A 14,271-nucleotide genomic window follows, 5' to 3' on the forward strand; every position below is an offset into this window, starting at 1 on the left:
GCGCCGCACTGGCCGCGTGGCTTGGCCCTATGGCAATCGCCGCTTCCGCGGTTGGTGCCGCCGACCTGCCGGCCTTCCCGGGCGCACAGGGCTATGGTGCTGTTGCCACGGGCTGGCGCGGCGGGCAGGTGATGCGCGTCACGACCCTCGATGATGCGGGCCCGGGCAGTCTGCGGGCCTGCGCCGAGGGCGCGGACACGCCGCGCGTCTGTATCTTCGATATCTCCGGCACCATTTCCGTCGACCGGCCGATCTTCGTTTCCAGCAACCGCTATATTGCGGGCCAGACGGCTCCGGGCCAGGGCATCCAGATCCGGCTTGGCGCATCGCGAAACACGCCGCTTGTGATCAAGAACGTCCATGATGTGGTGGTGCGGTTCCTCAAACTGCGGCCCGGGCCGAGCCAGATCGCCGGTCCGAGCGTGGACGGCGTCACGGTCGAGAATGGCGAGCGGATCATGCTCGACCATCTGTCGGTCATGTTCGCCACCGACGAGAATGTGAATGTCCATGTCTCCAACAGCGTCGCGGGCGATATCACCCTGTCGAACAGTATCGTTGCCTGGGGGCTCGATCGGTCCAACCATCCCAAGGGACGGCATTCCAAGGGGGCGCTGATCTGCTCGGACGAAGGGCCGAAGAATGACTGCGGCCGGATCAGCCTGATCGGCAACCTGTTTGCCCATAACCGCGACCGCAACCCGGACCTGAAAGCCACCGATCACGGACCGGTCGAGGTGATCAACAATATCTTCTACGACGCGATCAGCCAGTTCGGCGAGTTCTACGACCTGCTTGGCGATACGGATATCTCCTATGTCGGCAATCTCGCGCTTGCCGGGCCGTCGACGAACCGGCGCGCGCCGGAGGCCGTGCAACTGTTCGACTGGGAGGATGGCCATACCATCGCGCTCTATGCTGCCGGGAACCGGGCCGAACGCCGCCGCCCGTGCCGGCGGCCGCGCGAGTTGGATGTGCTCGATGCCGAAGCGAAACGTCTGTCTGTTGATGCGCCGGCCGTGCCGCTGACCGTCGAGCCGCTGGATGTGGACGCGGCCGAGGCACGGGTCATGGAAACCGCGGGTGCACGCTTGCCGGATGGCCGGTTTCACGATGCGCTCGACCGCGCCGTGCTCGACAATCTACGCGACTGTTCCGGATCGGTGATCGACCGGGTTGAGGAAGCGGGCGGCTGGCCTAACCTGCCGGAGGAACGTGGCGCACCTGATGCCGACGGCGACGGGTTGCCGGACCCGTGGGAAGAGGCGCAGGACGCGCTCGACGCCCGCGTGCGGGACAATATCTGGGCGCCGGCCCATCCCGCGGGCTGGTCCCATCTGGAGCTTTGGCTGGCGCATCTTGCCGGCGACGAGATTGCCCCGTGACGGTGTTGCGCGGCCTGAGAGACCGGATCAGGGCGGAGGACACGTTCAAGCGGCTTGCGCGCAATTTCTCCTGGCTTTTCTCCGCCCATATGGCGATTGCCCTCTTGGGGCTCGTCTCGCTCGCGGTCACGGCGCGCGCGCTCGGGCCAGCCGCGCTCGGCATTCTTGCCATTGTCGAGAGCTATGTGCGGATCATCGATCGCTTGTTCCGGCTTGAACCGCTGCAGGCCGTCATCAAATACGGCGTCGACCCGCTGGAAGCTTCGGACCGCGACAGATTCCTGCGGCTCGTCAAACTCTCGTTCCTTGTGGACCTCTGCGGCGGTGTGCTTGCCGGTACGATTGCGATCGGGTTTGCCGGTCTCGCGGCGCCCCATATCGGGCTGGAGGAGGCTGGCAGCGCCTATCTCGTCCTTGTTGCCGCAGCGCTTTTCCTGTCATTCCAGCCGACCGGCCTGTCGGTGTTGCGGCTCTTCGATCGGTTCGATCTGCTTGCAAAGATCGACACTGGCGTCGCCGCCCTGCGCCTGGTGCTCTGTGTCCTTGCCTGGGCGGCGGGCTGGGGCATCTGGGCGTTTCTGACGATCCTTTTTGTCCAGAGTGTCGCCACCAACCTCGTGACATTCTCCTATTCGCTGCGCGAACTGTCGCGGCGCGGCTTCGACCCGTTCTGGATCAAGCCCATGAAAGGCGTGATCGAGGAGAATAGCGGTTTCGTCCGGTTCCTTTGGAACTCCAACATCAACGTCATTCTGCGCCAGTCGACACAGAGGTTCGACACGATCCTGCTGGCGCTTGTCGTCGATCCGGTGATCGTCGGCTATTTCCATATTGCCAAGCGCAGTTCCAACGCTGCCCTCCGGTTCGGGCGGCCGCTGCGGCAGGCGATCTACCCGGACATTGCGCGGCTCTGGTCTGCGGGGCAGTTCGACAGGTTCCGGACGGTGGTCTTCATTACCAGCGGCGGGGTTCTGGCCGTCATGTTCGTCGTGTTCCTGCCGGTCATGTTCTATGCCGGGCCGCTGGTGGCGCTTGTCTTCGGGCAGGGATATGCGGATGCGGCCGGGATTGTGACGATCCAGGCTCTTGCGGTCGTGCTTTACCTTGGCGGGATCATCCTGAACCCCACACTCCTTGCCATGGGATGCGACAGGCAGCTGGTTCGTGTTACCTTCGTGGCCACGATCATGTTCTTCGCCGGTTTCCTGCCAATGGCAAAGCTTTTCGGCGGGGAAGGCGCGGCCATGGCGCATCTGATGTTCAACGTGGTCTGGCTGGTTGGATGCCTGATCGTGTTTCGACGCTATGGGACGGGCGGACCGAGCGCGGGGACGGGAGTGAAACAGAGAAGTGACTGACAGCGCAATCCCGACGCTCCAGGGGCGGCATCACGTTCTGGACCGGTTCGAACTCGCGCTGGTCGGACTGGTCGTTTTCCTGTCGCCGATGAACTACCTGCGGGTCGACAGTTTCTACCTGACATTCGGGGATGTGGCGGGGTTCATGGCCTTCTTCCTGATCCTTGCAACCGGGCGCCTGCCATTGCGCCCGTTGGGCCCCGCAACGCCGGTCTGGCTGGCATCCTTTCTGCTGATGATCTCGGGGTTGCTGATCGGGAGTTTCGTCAATGGCGATCCTGTGGCCGGCACGACCATCGCGCTGCAATACAGCTACTCGCTGATACTGCTGCCGGTGCTCATCTGCGCACGGCCCTATGCGCAGATCGTGTTGTTGGCCAAGATTTTCGTCCTTTCCATAACGGTGATCATGATCTTCGGCATCTTCTGGCTGGAGTTCGGGGATCTGACAAACTGGCGCCTCGTCTCGCCATCAGGACGGCTCAGGTCATTGATCGAAAGGGAAAATGGCGCGGCCACCATGTGTGGGCTTGCCGTGACATTCCTCGTTTGGCTCACGTTGACAGGCAGGTGGTCACGCCTGACCGGTGCGGTGCTGGCCGTTCCCATCGTCTATGGATTGTTGCTGACAGGTTCGAATACGGGTCTTGCCGTGGCCACGGTCGGAGTCGGTAGCGTCATCTTCTTCAGCGGTTCATTCGTCCTTTTCTCGATCGGGCTTGTTTTGGTCAGCCTGATTGCCGCAACGACATATTTCTGGGGCGATCTGTTCCTGCCGGACGTGTTCCAGAGGCGTGTCTTTGCGGCCATCCAGCAAGGCGATCTGAACCAGGCAGGCACATTTTCCGACCGCTGGTTTCTGATCAGAGAGGCCATGGACATCGCCAATTCGCATGTCCTGATCGGACTTGGCGCTGACCAGCACCGCCTGATTTCCGCGCATGGCGCACCTGTCCACAACACCTATTTGCTTATGCTGACGGAGGGCGGTCTCCTGTCGCTTGTCGGTCTGGTCGGACTGCTGGCCTCCGGGCTGTACCTCGGGTGGCTGTCGCTCCGGCAGGGCGGGTACATGCGGGGCGTGATGACGCTGACGATCATCCTGCTCTACATGCTGCTGCTGAACGCGTTCGCGCATTTCTACGCCCGATTCTGGATCATTCCGCTCGCGCTGGCGCTCGGGATCAGCGCCTCGGTCTTCTTTGACCGGTCCCCGCATCTGGAGCGCCGGATGCGCTGAATCCACCCGCCGTGACAATCTTAACTTTGTGGACGCGCAGGGCTTTGCTAAGGTTTGCGGAGTTTCCTGCGGTCCGATCATCGCCATCCGGCACTTTTGCCGATGCGAACGGGCCGAATTGCGCCTGCCCAGTGTAACCGAGTTTGCCGAGTGTTGAGTGTCATGAAACCTTTTCTTGCGATCACCGCATATCTCGCCCTCGCGGGCGCCGCACAGGCGCAGCAGGCCGAAACCTATCTTCTGAACGATCAGGATACGATTTCCCTGCGTGTCGGCCAGTGGAACCTTGAGGAGCGGAATTTCGACCTTTGGGACGGGCTGAGCGGGGAGTATCGCGTCGGACCCGATGGCTACCTGTCGGTGCCGCTCGTGGGCTCGATTCCGGCCGAGGGCAAAAGCGTGTCGGAGTTGAGCGAGACGATTGCGCGGCTTGTGCAGATCAATATCGGCCTGCCGCAGCCGCCCGCGGTGGCCATGGATATCGCCGCCTACAAGCCGATCTATGTCGGCGGGTCGGTCAACCGGCCGGGCGAGTATCCCTACCGCTACGGCATGACCATCCAGCAGGCGATTGCAGTGGCTGGCGGGCCGCCGCGGCTCGATGATCCCGAAGAGACGAATGAGCGCGAGGCGATCCGTCTGCGCGGCGACATCGAGGCCTACCGCACCCGGATCGCGCGGCTCGAAGCCGAGCAGGAACGCTATCTGAACGAACTGGCATCCTACGCCACGGCAGAGGAAAGCGGGAACCTGCCGGCGGTGGAATTGCTCGATGCCGAGGGGCTCGAGGATGATATCCAGGATGCCAACCGCAATTCGCTCGTCGCGCGGAAGGAGAATATCGAGAGCCTGCGCCAGTTGCTTGAACAGCAGATCTCGCGGCTCGGCGCCGAGATCGCGCTGCGCGACGAACAGATCCGCCTCGCGCGGGAGGAACTGGACGGGGCGAGCCAGCTGAAGGAGCGGGGCCTTGCCGTCAATGCGCGGCTGACGGCCCTGACAAGCGCCGTGTCGGACCTTGAATCGAAGCGTATCCAGTTGGAGGTCGCGAAGCTGACGGCGGAACAGCAGCTCAACCTTGCGCAACGCGATGCGCTCACGCTGCTCGACGAAGCCCGATTGCGGCGCCTGTCGGACCTGAAGGAAAGCCGCATCGAACTGGATGAGTTGCGGGTCCGGCTCGCCACGACGCTCAACCTCTATAACGAAGCGATTTCGCGCGGCCTGATCGACGATCAGGTGCTCGACCTGCCGCAGCCGAAATATTTCGTGACGCGGGAGAATGACGCGGGCGGCTTCGACATTCTGGAGCTTGAAGCGACGGCGCGGCTCAGTTCCGGCGACACGCTGCAGGTCGTGATCGACAGCGGCTTCGACACGCCGGCGAACTGACGGCGCGGGTCCGGAGATGGCACCGATCAAAATCCTCTACCCATTCGTGGGCGGCGACACGTTTGGCGGCAGCCATGTGTCCGCGTTGCAGATGATCCGCGCGCTCGACCGGGACCGGTTCGATCCGCATATCCTTCTGCATCACGACGCGGGTGCGGTCGGGGACCTGATCCGTGACTTCGGATTGGACTTCGAGCTTTTGCGCGATGTGCCCATCATGGCACCGCGCTACAGCCGCAAGCCGGGCGACGCGACGCCGTTGACATTTCTGACGCGGAGCTGGCGCGGCCTGTCCCGCGCGCTTCGGCGGATCGACCCTGACATTGTGCACACGAATGACGGGCGGATGCACAGCAACTGGATCGGACCGACGAAGGCCCAACGTCGCAAATTCATCTGGCATCACCGGCAGGCGCCGGAGGCCGCCGGTGTGAATTTTGTGGCACCTTTGCTGGCGGACAGGATTCTCGGGGTGTCGGAATTTTCACGACCGTCCCGGCCCGTGCGAAGCGTCGCAGAGCTATACACCGTCGTGCGCAGCCCGTTCCTGTTCCCCGTCATCCGGCCGGACCGGGCAGCTGAACACAAGGCGCTGACGCAAGAACTGGGTGTTCCGGACGATGCCATCCTTCTAGGATATTTTGGCGAACTGAATGTCCGCAAGCGGCCGCTTGATTTTGTGAAGGCCGTGAAATCGGTTGCGGCGGTGTTTCCCGAGCGGTCTGTTTTGGGCCTCTTCTTCGGGCGGCCCGATGGCACGGAAGCTGCGTGGGACAGGCAGGTTGCGGCGCTGTCGGAATCGCTGGGCCTGGACGACCGGATACACCTGATGGGGTATCGCAGCCCGATCGAGCCCGCGATGGCGGGCGTGGATGTGATGCTCGTCCCCGCCGTGAGCGAACCGTTCGGGCGGACGCTGATCGAGGCCATGTATCTGGGAACGCCCGTCGTGGCGACAGACCATGGCGGCAATCCCGAGGCGATCACGGATGGAGTCAACGGGTTCCTCGTTCCACCCGACGCGCCGGATACGTTCGCTGAGCCCGTGCGCCGGCTCATGAGCAAGCCGGACCTTCATGCCCGGATCACGGGCAGCGCAATGCGCAGTGCAGAAAGCGGCTATGGATTGACGGATCACGTCCGGTCCGTCAGCCGCGTATATGAAGCGGTCACAAAACCCGTGCCTCCACACGGAGAAAGCGCCAGCTCATGTCAGATCTGAGGCTCGATTTCCTGATCATCGGCGCCGCGAAATGCGCGACCACCTGGCTTCAAAATAGCTTGCAGGCCAACCCTCAGATATTCATGCCCGATCCAGAGATGCACTATTTCAGCCGTGAATATGCGCGCGGTCCGGACTGGTATCGCAGTGCATTTCCGGCTGAAAAGGCCGGGCAGATGTTCGGGGAGAAATCGAACAGCTACCTGACCGAGGAAGCGGCTGCTGCCCGGATCGCGGCCGATTGCGGCCAGATCCCGATGATTCTGCAATTGCGGGATCCGGTGGCGCGCGCCTATTCCGACTATTGCATGCTCTACCGCCGTGGTTCGGTCGGCCCGAATGTGGAGGAATATCTCGACCCGCGTGTCGCTGCGGATGGCCGGTTCCTACAAAATGGGCTCTATGCGCGGCACATCAACCGGTTCCTCGATCTGTTTCCCGCCCGGTGCTTCCTGTTCCTGCGCTTCGAGGATGTCAGGACGGCCCCGGAAGCCCAGTTGGCCAAGGTCGCCGAGCATATTGGGTTCAAGGGCCATCTGGAGCCGCCGCTTTCCCAGAAGGTCAAGGACCGGCATGCCGCTCAAATCCCGCCGTCGCTCCGCCCCATATTGGAGCCGTTTCGTCCGGTCCTCCGTCCGGTGCGCCATACGGCTCTGGTCAAGGGGTTGCGCAATGCCGTCGCGCGGGAGGTCAATTATCCGCCTCTGTCCGCCGATCTTGCCGCGCGGATGGCGGACCATTTCGCGCCGGACGTGGCCGAATTGGAGCGGTTGAGCGGCCTCGACGTTTCCGAATGGTTGCGCCCGATGGAGCAAGTAAATCGGCGTGAACCCTTGGGCGAATCCTAGGGCAGTATCGACAGAAGTTCCGGGGCATCGAGACGCGCGACGGTCAGGTCCGCGGCATGCGCCGGCGTGGGCGGGGCGGTATGGTGCAGCCGTGCGGACCGTTCCACCTGCACCGTTGTCCAGCCCAGACGACGCGGACCTATGAAATCCTTTGCGGGATTGTCGCCGATATAGATGCATGCCTCTCCGGTGACGCCAAAATCCGCCTGAAGGTCGGCAAAAGCGGGTGTGTCCGGCTTGAAGTGACCGCCCCGCGAAGGGTCGTTGATATGAACGGTGCTGATCCGTTCCCTCAGCCCGAGCGCGTCGATCTTGAGGTTCTGCGTGACAAGGCGGCCGTCCGTCACAATGCCCGTCGGGACATGCGCGGGCAAGATGCCCAGCAGATTCTTCGCGTCAGGGCAGAGCGCGATCTTCGGGCGATGTCCGCGCAGTTCCGCGACCGGATCGATCCCTGCGGCCTCCAAAGCCGGTCCGATGCCGGTCCGGACGACGGCCCTGTCGATAGCCGGCGCATTCGGGTCGGCCAGAAAACTGTCGCGACAGGCGGTGCCGAACCCTTCGACCCCGAGCGCCTCGCGGCAGAGCCGCTCGAGATGGTCGAAGCCGCTCAGGACATGGTCGCGCTCCAGATAGAGCGTGTCGTCAAGGTCGAAGACGACCAGCCGGACCGCCATCAGACGAAGATTTCGCTGTCATGGCGGAGCATGCGCACGCCCTCGGTCCAGTCGTCATGCGCGCTCAGCGGGCGGCCTGTGGCATCCTCGATCAGCCATTGCGCGAAGCGCGCCCCGCAGTGATGCGCCAGCGGATAGCCGCCGCCGAAGCGTGCGTTGATCTCGAAGACCCGCGGGCCTTTGACCGGATCATGGATCAGCTGGTAGCAGACCGTGCCCCAAAGGCCGGGCAGGGCGTCGACGATCTGCGCAGAGATTGCGTCGATCTCAGGCAGGCGGACAGAAAGACCTTTCTCTACTTCGCCGCCGCGGGTCTGTTCGCGCAGGTGGGCAAAGCTCGTCCGCAATGTGCCGGCGCGGTCGACAAAGATGGACACGGTATATTCCGGACCGGAGAGCAGATCCTGAAAAATCAGATCACCGGCCGGCTTGGCGGCTAGGTCCTCTGGCCCCGCGAGCGTCACGATGCCCTTGCCGGAACTGCCCGAAACCGGTTTGCCGATGACCGGCCAGTCCACCGCCGCGCCGCCGTCCGTAAGTGTGTGCCAGTCATAGGTTTCCGGCACGGCGATTCCGGCGGATTTCAGGGCCGCTGCCGTTCGCCTCTTGTCGCGAGCGATCGCGACCACGTCCGGTGACGAGACATGGACCGCGCAACCGATTTCTTCGAATGCGGACCGCGCCGCGGCATAGGCCGCGAGTTCGGTGTCGATGGTCGGCACAAGCAAACGGGCACCCTCCGTCCGCGCGACCTCAAGCACGGCCGGAATGAACCCGGGATCATCCGCTCGCGGCACGCGAACGCGCCGGTCGGCGCTGAGGCAGGCCGTGCTGCGGTCGGGATCAAGGTCGAGCGCCACGATCCGCGGAATGAGCCCCAGGTCCCGCGCCGCGTCCCGCAGGCAGTTCAGCAAGCCCACCCGACGTCCGGCCGAGGAGAGGATGATTGTCAGTTGATCGCTCAAGTCGATTTGGTCCGCAGGCAATGGGGTGAATGTTGCGACAGCCAGACGCGTACCCGACGATGGCACGCGTTCACTGCCAAGGCACTAAATGTCATACTCAAGCTTTCGCATGGTTGCGGAAGCGATCCGGTTGAACGCAGTGATATCTTCCTGCGTGAGCTTTGAGGTCCAGCCGCCTTGATTGTTGTAGACAGGCTGCCGCGTCTGCTCGGCGCGTATTGCCATGTTCCCATCCTTTATCCAGTTGTATCCGGAGCCATCGCTGTGGAGCATAGAGTCCGCGTACGGAACCTCGATGGCCTCGCAAACCTGCCTGACAACATGTTCGGTATCTGAAACCAGACTTTCGTAGCGGACTATCGCCGAGAATTGCGCATCTGGCCTCGAAACCATAGCCTCATTGTCGGTTACCCATCTTTTGATCGCGAAGTCCCGGTCCACACCGCGCTTTAGAAAAGAAGCAAGCACGTCCCTCCCATCTCTGGTGATTGCAACAAAGCGTGCATTTGGGACGACCCGAAGAATGCGATCTATCGCATGGACATGCTTGGGCGTCTTCTCCACGAAACCTGAAAAACCACCTTGGCGCGCGAGATTCGCCCAAGCACGGGTAACCTCTTTCGCGGTTCGCAAGTTCTTGCTTGGAAAGAAGAGGCCGCTTTCGTACCCGATATGCATGAGGTCCGGACAACGGCCGAGGATCGTGGCAAGCAACGATGTTCCACTATGCCCACAACCGACGACGAAAACCGGTTTCAAGTCAGAGAAATCGAGCGGCTGAAAACCAAAGTCGTTGATCAAATTCAAAGTTTGCAGGCCCTTGATGCGCAGTTGTTCTGGCAGACTTGCGGGTCTGACGAGATCAAATTTGCTTGCCATGCATTCGACTCCGCTCTTTTGCCGCTCTGATGAGATCGTGCTTCAGGAAAACAGGCGTACCTGCGCGCCTGTCAGCCACCATCCAACGCAACATCATCGCCGAATGTTTCGCCCCATCAGGTCCATTGCAACGAATATCTTGCCGCTGCGTGGGGATTCTCACTGCAAGGGGCGGGCCATAAAGTGATTTGTTGGCGGACCGGGCTATGCCATGATCGGGCAGCCCGAGAGGGACCGGCCGTGTGTGGGGTCGGGCGGCCACCCAGTGGCCCGGATGCGTTACGAGGGGTGTGCGTTGGATCGACGTCGGCAGAACCAGTTTGTCCGTTTTCTCGCGGTTGGGCTTCTCAACACGGCCTTTGGCTACGGCGTCTATGCGCTTCTCGTCTTCGTCGGGCTGCCCGCGCAGGCTGCGCTGATCGGGCAGTTCGTGGCTGGCGCGACGTGGAACTACTTTACCCATGCGCGGCTTGTGTTCGGCACGCGCGGCACTGGGCGGATGCCGGCCTATTTCGGCGCCTACCTGCTTGTCTATGCCGTCAATGCGCTGCTGTTGCGGCTTCTCATGGGGCTGGGGCTCGGCGCGTATCTGGCGCAGGCGCTTCTGCTGCCGGTGACGGTGGTGCTTGCCTTCCTGCTCATATCCCGCGTGCTTGACGGGCCGGACCGGGCGGCACAGCAGCCGTGAACCTGTCGGCGCACGATATCCCGCGGCACACGGGCGCCGACAGCCGGCGCGGCCTTTGGGTCGTCATCGCCTGTGCGGCGGTCCTGCTTTTGCTGATCCTCTTGCGGATGGTCGGCTACGGGCTCAGCCGCGACGAGATGATGTATGCGAGCGCCGCGCGGCTTCTGGAAACCGGCGCGCCCTATGCGGATTTCTTCTACAATCACGTGCCTTACTCGGCCTATTACTTTCGGCTGTTCGACCTCGCATTCGCAGAAAACTACCTTCTCCTCTCCGCCCGTTTGGCGGTCTTTGTCGCGTGGATTGTCTTTGCCGCGAGCGTCGGCTGGTTTGCCTGGGTGCGGACCGGATCCGCGCTGTTCACCGGCTTTGCGCTGGCCGCGGTCCTTTGCAATGACCTGCTCCTGTCCGTGCCGGGCATGGTGGCGTCGAACAACCTGTTGCCCCTGCCGCTGGTTTTTCTGGGCTATACGCTCTTCATCTGCGGCACGCAAAGCGCGCCGAAAACTTTGCTTCTGCTCCTGAGCGGCCTCTGCCTGTCTTTGGCCACCGGCACGAAGATCAGCGCCGTGGTTTTCGTGCCGCCTGTTGCAGTGGCCGCCTTCTTCCTGCCCTCCGCGGCCGCGATGCGGGACCGGTTGTTGCGGTCTGTGCTGCCGCTTGCGCTGGGCGGGCTCGTCGGCGGCGCGCCGTTCCTGTGGCAACTGGCAACCGATCCGGCGACGGTCATGGCGCATGTGGTCGGGTTCCACCGTGGCCCGCATGTCGCCTATTGGGTCGCCAACGCGACGTCCGAGCCGGGGCTGGCACTGTCTCTGGGCGCGCGGTTGCAGCTTGCGTTCCAGATCTGGTTCGGCGGCGCGTTCCTGATCCTCTGGCTGGTGACGCTCGGGCTGGGTCTGGCGGGCGTCATGGCAGGGCGGCGCGTCGTGACGGGCCATGTGCTGACGGCCCTTGCGGCCCTACTCCTTGCGATCGGGATCAGTCTGACCCCCCATCCGGCCTTCCCGCAATATTTCGTCCCGCCTTTGGTGCCGCTTCTGCTCCTATGTATCCTCTGGGCTGGCGCGGTTGCCGACGATCTGGACCGGATGGCACCCTTCCTGTTGGCTGGAAGCCTGGCCCTGCTCCTGTTGGCCGCTCCAAGGCTGGCGAGCGGCGCGCGAACCCTGATGGCACCTGCTGAGACCGTCTCGGCGAAATCGGCGCGTGCGGGAGCGGCCCTCGCGGAGGCTGTCACCGCCAGCGGTCCCGTCGCGACGTTCCTGCCCGTCTATGCGCTCGAAGGTGGGTTGCCGGTCTATCCCGAACTTGCGACAGGCCAGTTCGCTTACCGGATCGTGCCCCATACCGCGCCTGACCTGCTCTCGCACTATGTGGCCTTCGGACCCGGCGAGGTTGCCGCCCGTTTTGATGCCGAACCGCCTGCCGCGCTGCTTCTGGGGTTCGAACCTGAACTCGAAGCGCCCATGGTCGCGTGGGCAAAGGCCAATGGGTACGAGGCCGAGCCATTTCCGCTCGCGGACAATCGCTACGGACGCGCGATGCTTTGGCTCGCGCCTCCGTGAGCGGAGCATCGCGGCCCAAGAGGTTGTAAAAAATTCCGATTCCGGCATAGTCGGATCGGTTACAGTGTATCGAGTTTTCTGAGTTGCAAGGGGTGTGATCCATGCAAATCGTCTTGCTTGCCGGTGGCCTCGGTTCCCGATTGGCCGAAGAAACCACACGAATTCCGAAACCGATGGTGGAGGTCGCGGGGCGTCCGGTCATCGTCCGTGTGATGGATATCTATTCCCATTTCGGGCACCGGAACTTCCTTGTGGCCGCGGGCTACAAATCCGTGCTGCTGAAACAGTTCTTTCTCAACTTCCACCTCGCCTCCAATGACGTGACCGTGGATGTCGGCACCGGCGATGCGCGGTTCACGGATGCAGGTGCTGCAGATTGGGAAGTGTCGATCGTGGATACCGGTGCGACCGCGATGACCGGCGGGCGGCTTTTGCGCCTGCGCGACTGGCTCGACGGCGGCACATTCATGGTGACCTATTCCGACGGGCTGGGAAACATTGACATCGACGCGCTACTGGCCTTCCACAAATCGCATGGCAAGCTCGCGACCGTGACGGCGGTGCAGCCGCCCGCGCGGTTCGGCAATCTCGAACTGGACGGCGATCAGGTATCGGCCTTCACCGAGAAGGTGCGGCGGCATGAAACCTGGATCAACGGCGGCTATTTCGTCTTCGAGCCGGGCGTACTCGACTATATTGACGGCGACAGCCAGCCGCTCGAACAGGAGCCTCTGACCCGTATCGCCGAAGACGGCCAGCTGATGGCCTACAAGCATCACGGGTTCTGGCATCCGATGGACACGGTGCGCGACCGCGATTTCCTGGCCAAACAGTGCGACCGCACGCCGCCGCCCTGGCTCGACTTCGATGCAGGCGCGGAAGCGGCGCGGGCCGCGAGCACGACCTGGTAGGCCCGGATGGCAGCTCCCACCCCCTTTGACGGCGCATTTGCCGGGCGCCACGTGCTCCTGACCGGCCAGACCGGTTTCAAGGGCGGCTGGCTGGCGGCGTGGCTGGTGCGTCTGGGCGCGCAAGTCACCGCTGTGGCGCTGCCGCCGGAGGATGGGCCGGGCTACTATCGCGACACGGGGATCGAGGCGCGGATCGACAGCCGGTTTGCCGATATCAACGACCGGGCGGCGCTCGCTGCAACGCTTGACGGCGTCGAGGCGGATCTGGTCATCCATATGGCTGCGCAGGCGCTCGTGCGCGACAGTTATGCCGATCCGGTCGGCACTTTCATGACGAACGTCATGGGCACGGCGCATGTGTTGGAGGAAGCCCGCAGGATGCCCACGCTCAGGGGCGTTGTCGTGGTCAGTTCCGACAAATGCTACGAGAACCGCGAATGGGTCTGGGGCTACCGCGAGAACGACCCGATGGGCGGGGCCGACCCTTACAGTGCGAGCAAGGGCTGTACCGAATTGCTGGCAGCCTCCTGGCGGCGATCGTTTTTCTCCGACTCTGATGGTCCGCGTCTGGCCTCCGCCCGCGCCGGCAATGTGTTTGGCGGCGGTGACTGGGCGCGCGACCGTCTGATACCAGACATTGTGCGCGCGGCGGCAGCCGGCACGCCCGTCGCGCTGCGCAACCCGGAGTCGAAGCGACCGTGGCAGCATGTGCTGGAGCCGCTGAGCGGTTATCTGCAATTGTCGGCGGCCCTTCTGGCAGGTGGCGAACGTGCCGACGCGGCCGCGACCGGCTGGAATTTCGGGCCGGGCCCGGACGCAGTGGTGCCCGTGTCCAAACTGACCGAGGCGATGTGCGCCGCGTGGGGGGCAGGCGCGCCGCAGATCCGTTTTGCCGACGAGACAGATGCCCCGCACGAAGCCAAAATCCTGCAACTCGACAGCACCAAGGCCATCACGGAACTCGGCTGGCGCCCGCGACTGACATTGCGCGAGGCGGCCGCGATGACGGCCGAATGGTATGCCGCACATGCGGGCGGGCAGGATATGGCTGCCCTCAGTGACCGACAGATTGCCGCCTTTGAAGAGAGAATGACCCACGACCCGAGATGATCCGAAACCGCCGCGCGGCGAGAGGCCG

13 protein-coding genes are annotated in these 14,271 nt (G+C 63.2%); 10 read left to right on the forward strand and 3 right to left on the reverse strand.

All coding sequences use genetic code 11. The features are described from left to right. The first annotated feature begins 29 nt into the window (after positions 1 to 29). The 6 genes from GSH16_RS07095 to GSH16_RS07120 all read left to right on the forward strand — a co-directional run bounded on the left by GSH16_RS07095 (position 30) and on the right by GSH16_RS07120 (position 7,445). Positions 30 to 1,385 carry a pectate lyase family protein gene (locus GSH16_RS07095; RefSeq protein ID WP_160853486.1) on the forward strand — a complete coding sequence of 452 codons (1,356 nt, stop codon included), beginning with the start codon at positions 30 to 32 and terminating at the stop codon, positions 1,383 to 1,385. After that, positions 1,382 to 2,743, forward strand: coding sequence for a lipopolysaccharide biosynthesis protein (locus tag GSH16_RS07100; RefSeq protein WP_160853488.1), 1,362 nt, complete (start codon positions 1,382 to 1,384; stop codon positions 2,741 to 2,743). The genes GSH16_RS07095 and GSH16_RS07100 overlap by 4 nt, the downstream gene beginning before the upstream one ends. Continuing rightward, positions 2,736 to 3,983, forward strand: coding sequence for an O-antigen ligase family protein (locus tag GSH16_RS07105; protein WP_160853490.1), 1,248 nt, complete (start codon positions 2,736 to 2,738; stop codon positions 3,981 to 3,983). Before GSH16_RS07100 ends, GSH16_RS07105 begins: the two co-directional genes overlap by 8 nt. A gap of 162 nt (positions 3,984 to 4,145) precedes the next feature. Next, the gene (locus tag GSH16_RS07110) at positions 4,146 to 5,375 is read left to right on the forward strand and encodes a polysaccharide biosynthesis/export family protein (RefSeq protein ID WP_160853492.1); all 1,230 of its coding nucleotides are present in this window, start codon (positions 4,146 to 4,148) and stop codon (positions 5,373 to 5,375) included. A 16-nt stretch (positions 5,376 to 5,391) separates the two neighbouring features. After that, positions 5,392 to 6,597, forward strand: coding sequence for a glycosyltransferase family 4 protein (locus tag GSH16_RS07115; RefSeq protein ID WP_160853494.1), 1,206 nt, complete (start codon positions 5,392 to 5,394; stop codon positions 6,595 to 6,597). After that, the gene (locus tag GSH16_RS07120) at positions 6,585 to 7,445 is read left to right on the forward strand and encodes a sulfotransferase family protein (RefSeq protein ID WP_160853496.1); all 861 of its coding nucleotides are present in this window, start codon (positions 6,585 to 6,587) and stop codon (positions 7,443 to 7,445) included. Before GSH16_RS07115 ends, GSH16_RS07120 begins: the two co-directional genes overlap by 13 nt. Here the strand turns inward: GSH16_RS07120 and GSH16_RS07125 are convergent. The 3 genes from GSH16_RS07125 to GSH16_RS07135 form a co-directional block, all read right to left on the reverse strand. Continuing rightward, the gene (locus GSH16_RS07125; protein WP_160853498.1) at positions 7,442 to 8,122 is read right to left on the reverse strand and encodes an HAD family hydrolase; all 681 of its coding nucleotides are present in this window, start codon (positions 8,120 to 8,122) and stop codon (positions 7,442 to 7,444) included. The two genes, GSH16_RS07120 and GSH16_RS07125, sit on opposite strands and share 4 nt — an antisense overlap. Continuing rightward, on the reverse strand, positions 8,122 to 9,087 hold the full coding sequence (locus tag GSH16_RS07130; RefSeq protein ID WP_160853500.1) for an ATP-grasp domain-containing protein: 966 nt from the start codon (positions 9,085 to 9,087) through the stop codon (positions 8,122 to 8,124). Before GSH16_RS07130 ends, GSH16_RS07125 begins: the two co-directional genes overlap by 1 nt. Positions 9,088 to 9,171: 84 nt before the next feature. Continuing rightward, complete coding sequence (locus GSH16_RS07135; RefSeq protein ID WP_160853502.1) at positions 9,172 to 9,966, reverse strand: sulfotransferase family protein; 795 nt, start codon at positions 9,964 to 9,966, stop codon at positions 9,172 to 9,174. A 295-nt stretch (positions 9,967 to 10,261) separates the two neighbouring features. Here GSH16_RS07135 and GSH16_RS07140 point away from each other — a divergent pair, with 295 nt between their 5' ends. The 4 genes from GSH16_RS07140 to rfbG all read left to right on the forward strand — a co-directional run bounded on the left by GSH16_RS07140 (position 10,262) and on the right by rfbG (position 14,243). Further along, the gene (locus GSH16_RS07140) at positions 10,262 to 10,654 is read left to right on the forward strand and encodes a GtrA family protein (protein ID WP_160853504.1); all 393 of its coding nucleotides are present in this window, start codon (positions 10,262 to 10,264) and stop codon (positions 10,652 to 10,654) included. Further along, on the forward strand, positions 10,651 to 12,222 hold the full coding sequence (locus GSH16_RS07145; RefSeq protein WP_160853506.1) for a hypothetical protein: 1,572 nt from the start codon (positions 10,651 to 10,653) through the stop codon (positions 12,220 to 12,222). Before GSH16_RS07140 ends, GSH16_RS07145 begins: the two co-directional genes overlap by 4 nt. Before the next feature lie 101 nt (positions 12,223 to 12,323). Continuing rightward, on the forward strand, positions 12,324 to 13,133 hold the full coding sequence (rfbF, locus tag GSH16_RS07150; RefSeq protein WP_160853508.1) for a glucose-1-phosphate cytidylyltransferase: 810 nt from the start codon (positions 12,324 to 12,326) through the stop codon (positions 13,131 to 13,133). A gap of 6 nt (positions 13,134 to 13,139) precedes the next feature. Beyond that, positions 13,140 to 14,243: a CDP-glucose 4,6-dehydratase gene (gene rfbG, locus GSH16_RS07155; RefSeq protein ID WP_160853510.1), complete on the forward strand. Its 1,104-nt coding sequence runs from the start codon at positions 13,140 to 13,142 to the stop codon at positions 14,241 to 14,243. Positions 14,244 to 14,271: the final 28 nt, after the last annotated feature.

This window comes from Oceanomicrobium pacificus (assembly GCF_009833495.1).
GTDB classification, from domain to species: domain Bacteria; phylum Pseudomonadota; class Alphaproteobacteria; order Rhodobacterales; family Rhodobacteraceae; genus Oceanomicrobium; species Oceanomicrobium pacificus.

Bases quoted from the DNA above. Each gene is read 5' to 3' on its own strand.
- GSH16_RS07095 (WP_160853486.1), top strand. From the start codon at position 30: ATGGCAATCGCCGCTTCCGCGGTTGGTGCCGCCGACCTGCCGGCCTTC.
- GSH16_RS07110 (WP_160853492.1), top strand. From the start codon at position 4,146: ATGAAACCTTTTCTTGCGATCACCGCATATCTCGCCCTCGCGGGCGCC.
- GSH16_RS07115 (WP_160853494.1), top strand. From the start codon at position 5,392: ATGGCACCGATCAAAATCCTCTACCCATTCGTGGGCGGCGACACGTTT.
- GSH16_RS07120 (WP_160853496.1), top strand. From the start codon at position 6,585: ATGTCAGATCTGAGGCTCGATTTCCTGATCATCGGCGCCGCGAAATGC.
- GSH16_RS07125 (WP_160853498.1), bottom strand. From the start codon at position 8,122: ATGGCGGTCCGGCTGGTCGTCTTCGACCTTGACGACACGCTCTATCTG.
- GSH16_RS07135 (WP_160853502.1), bottom strand. From the start codon at position 9,966: ATGGCAAGCAAATTTGATCTCGTCAGACCCGCAAGTCTGCCAGAACAA.
- rfbF (WP_160853508.1), top strand. From the start codon at position 12,324: ATGCAAATCGTCTTGCTTGCCGGTGGCCTCGGTTCCCGATTGGCCGAA.
- rfbG (WP_160853510.1), top strand. From the start codon at position 13,140: ATGGCAGCTCCCACCCCCTTTGACGGCGCATTTGCCGGGCGCCACGTG.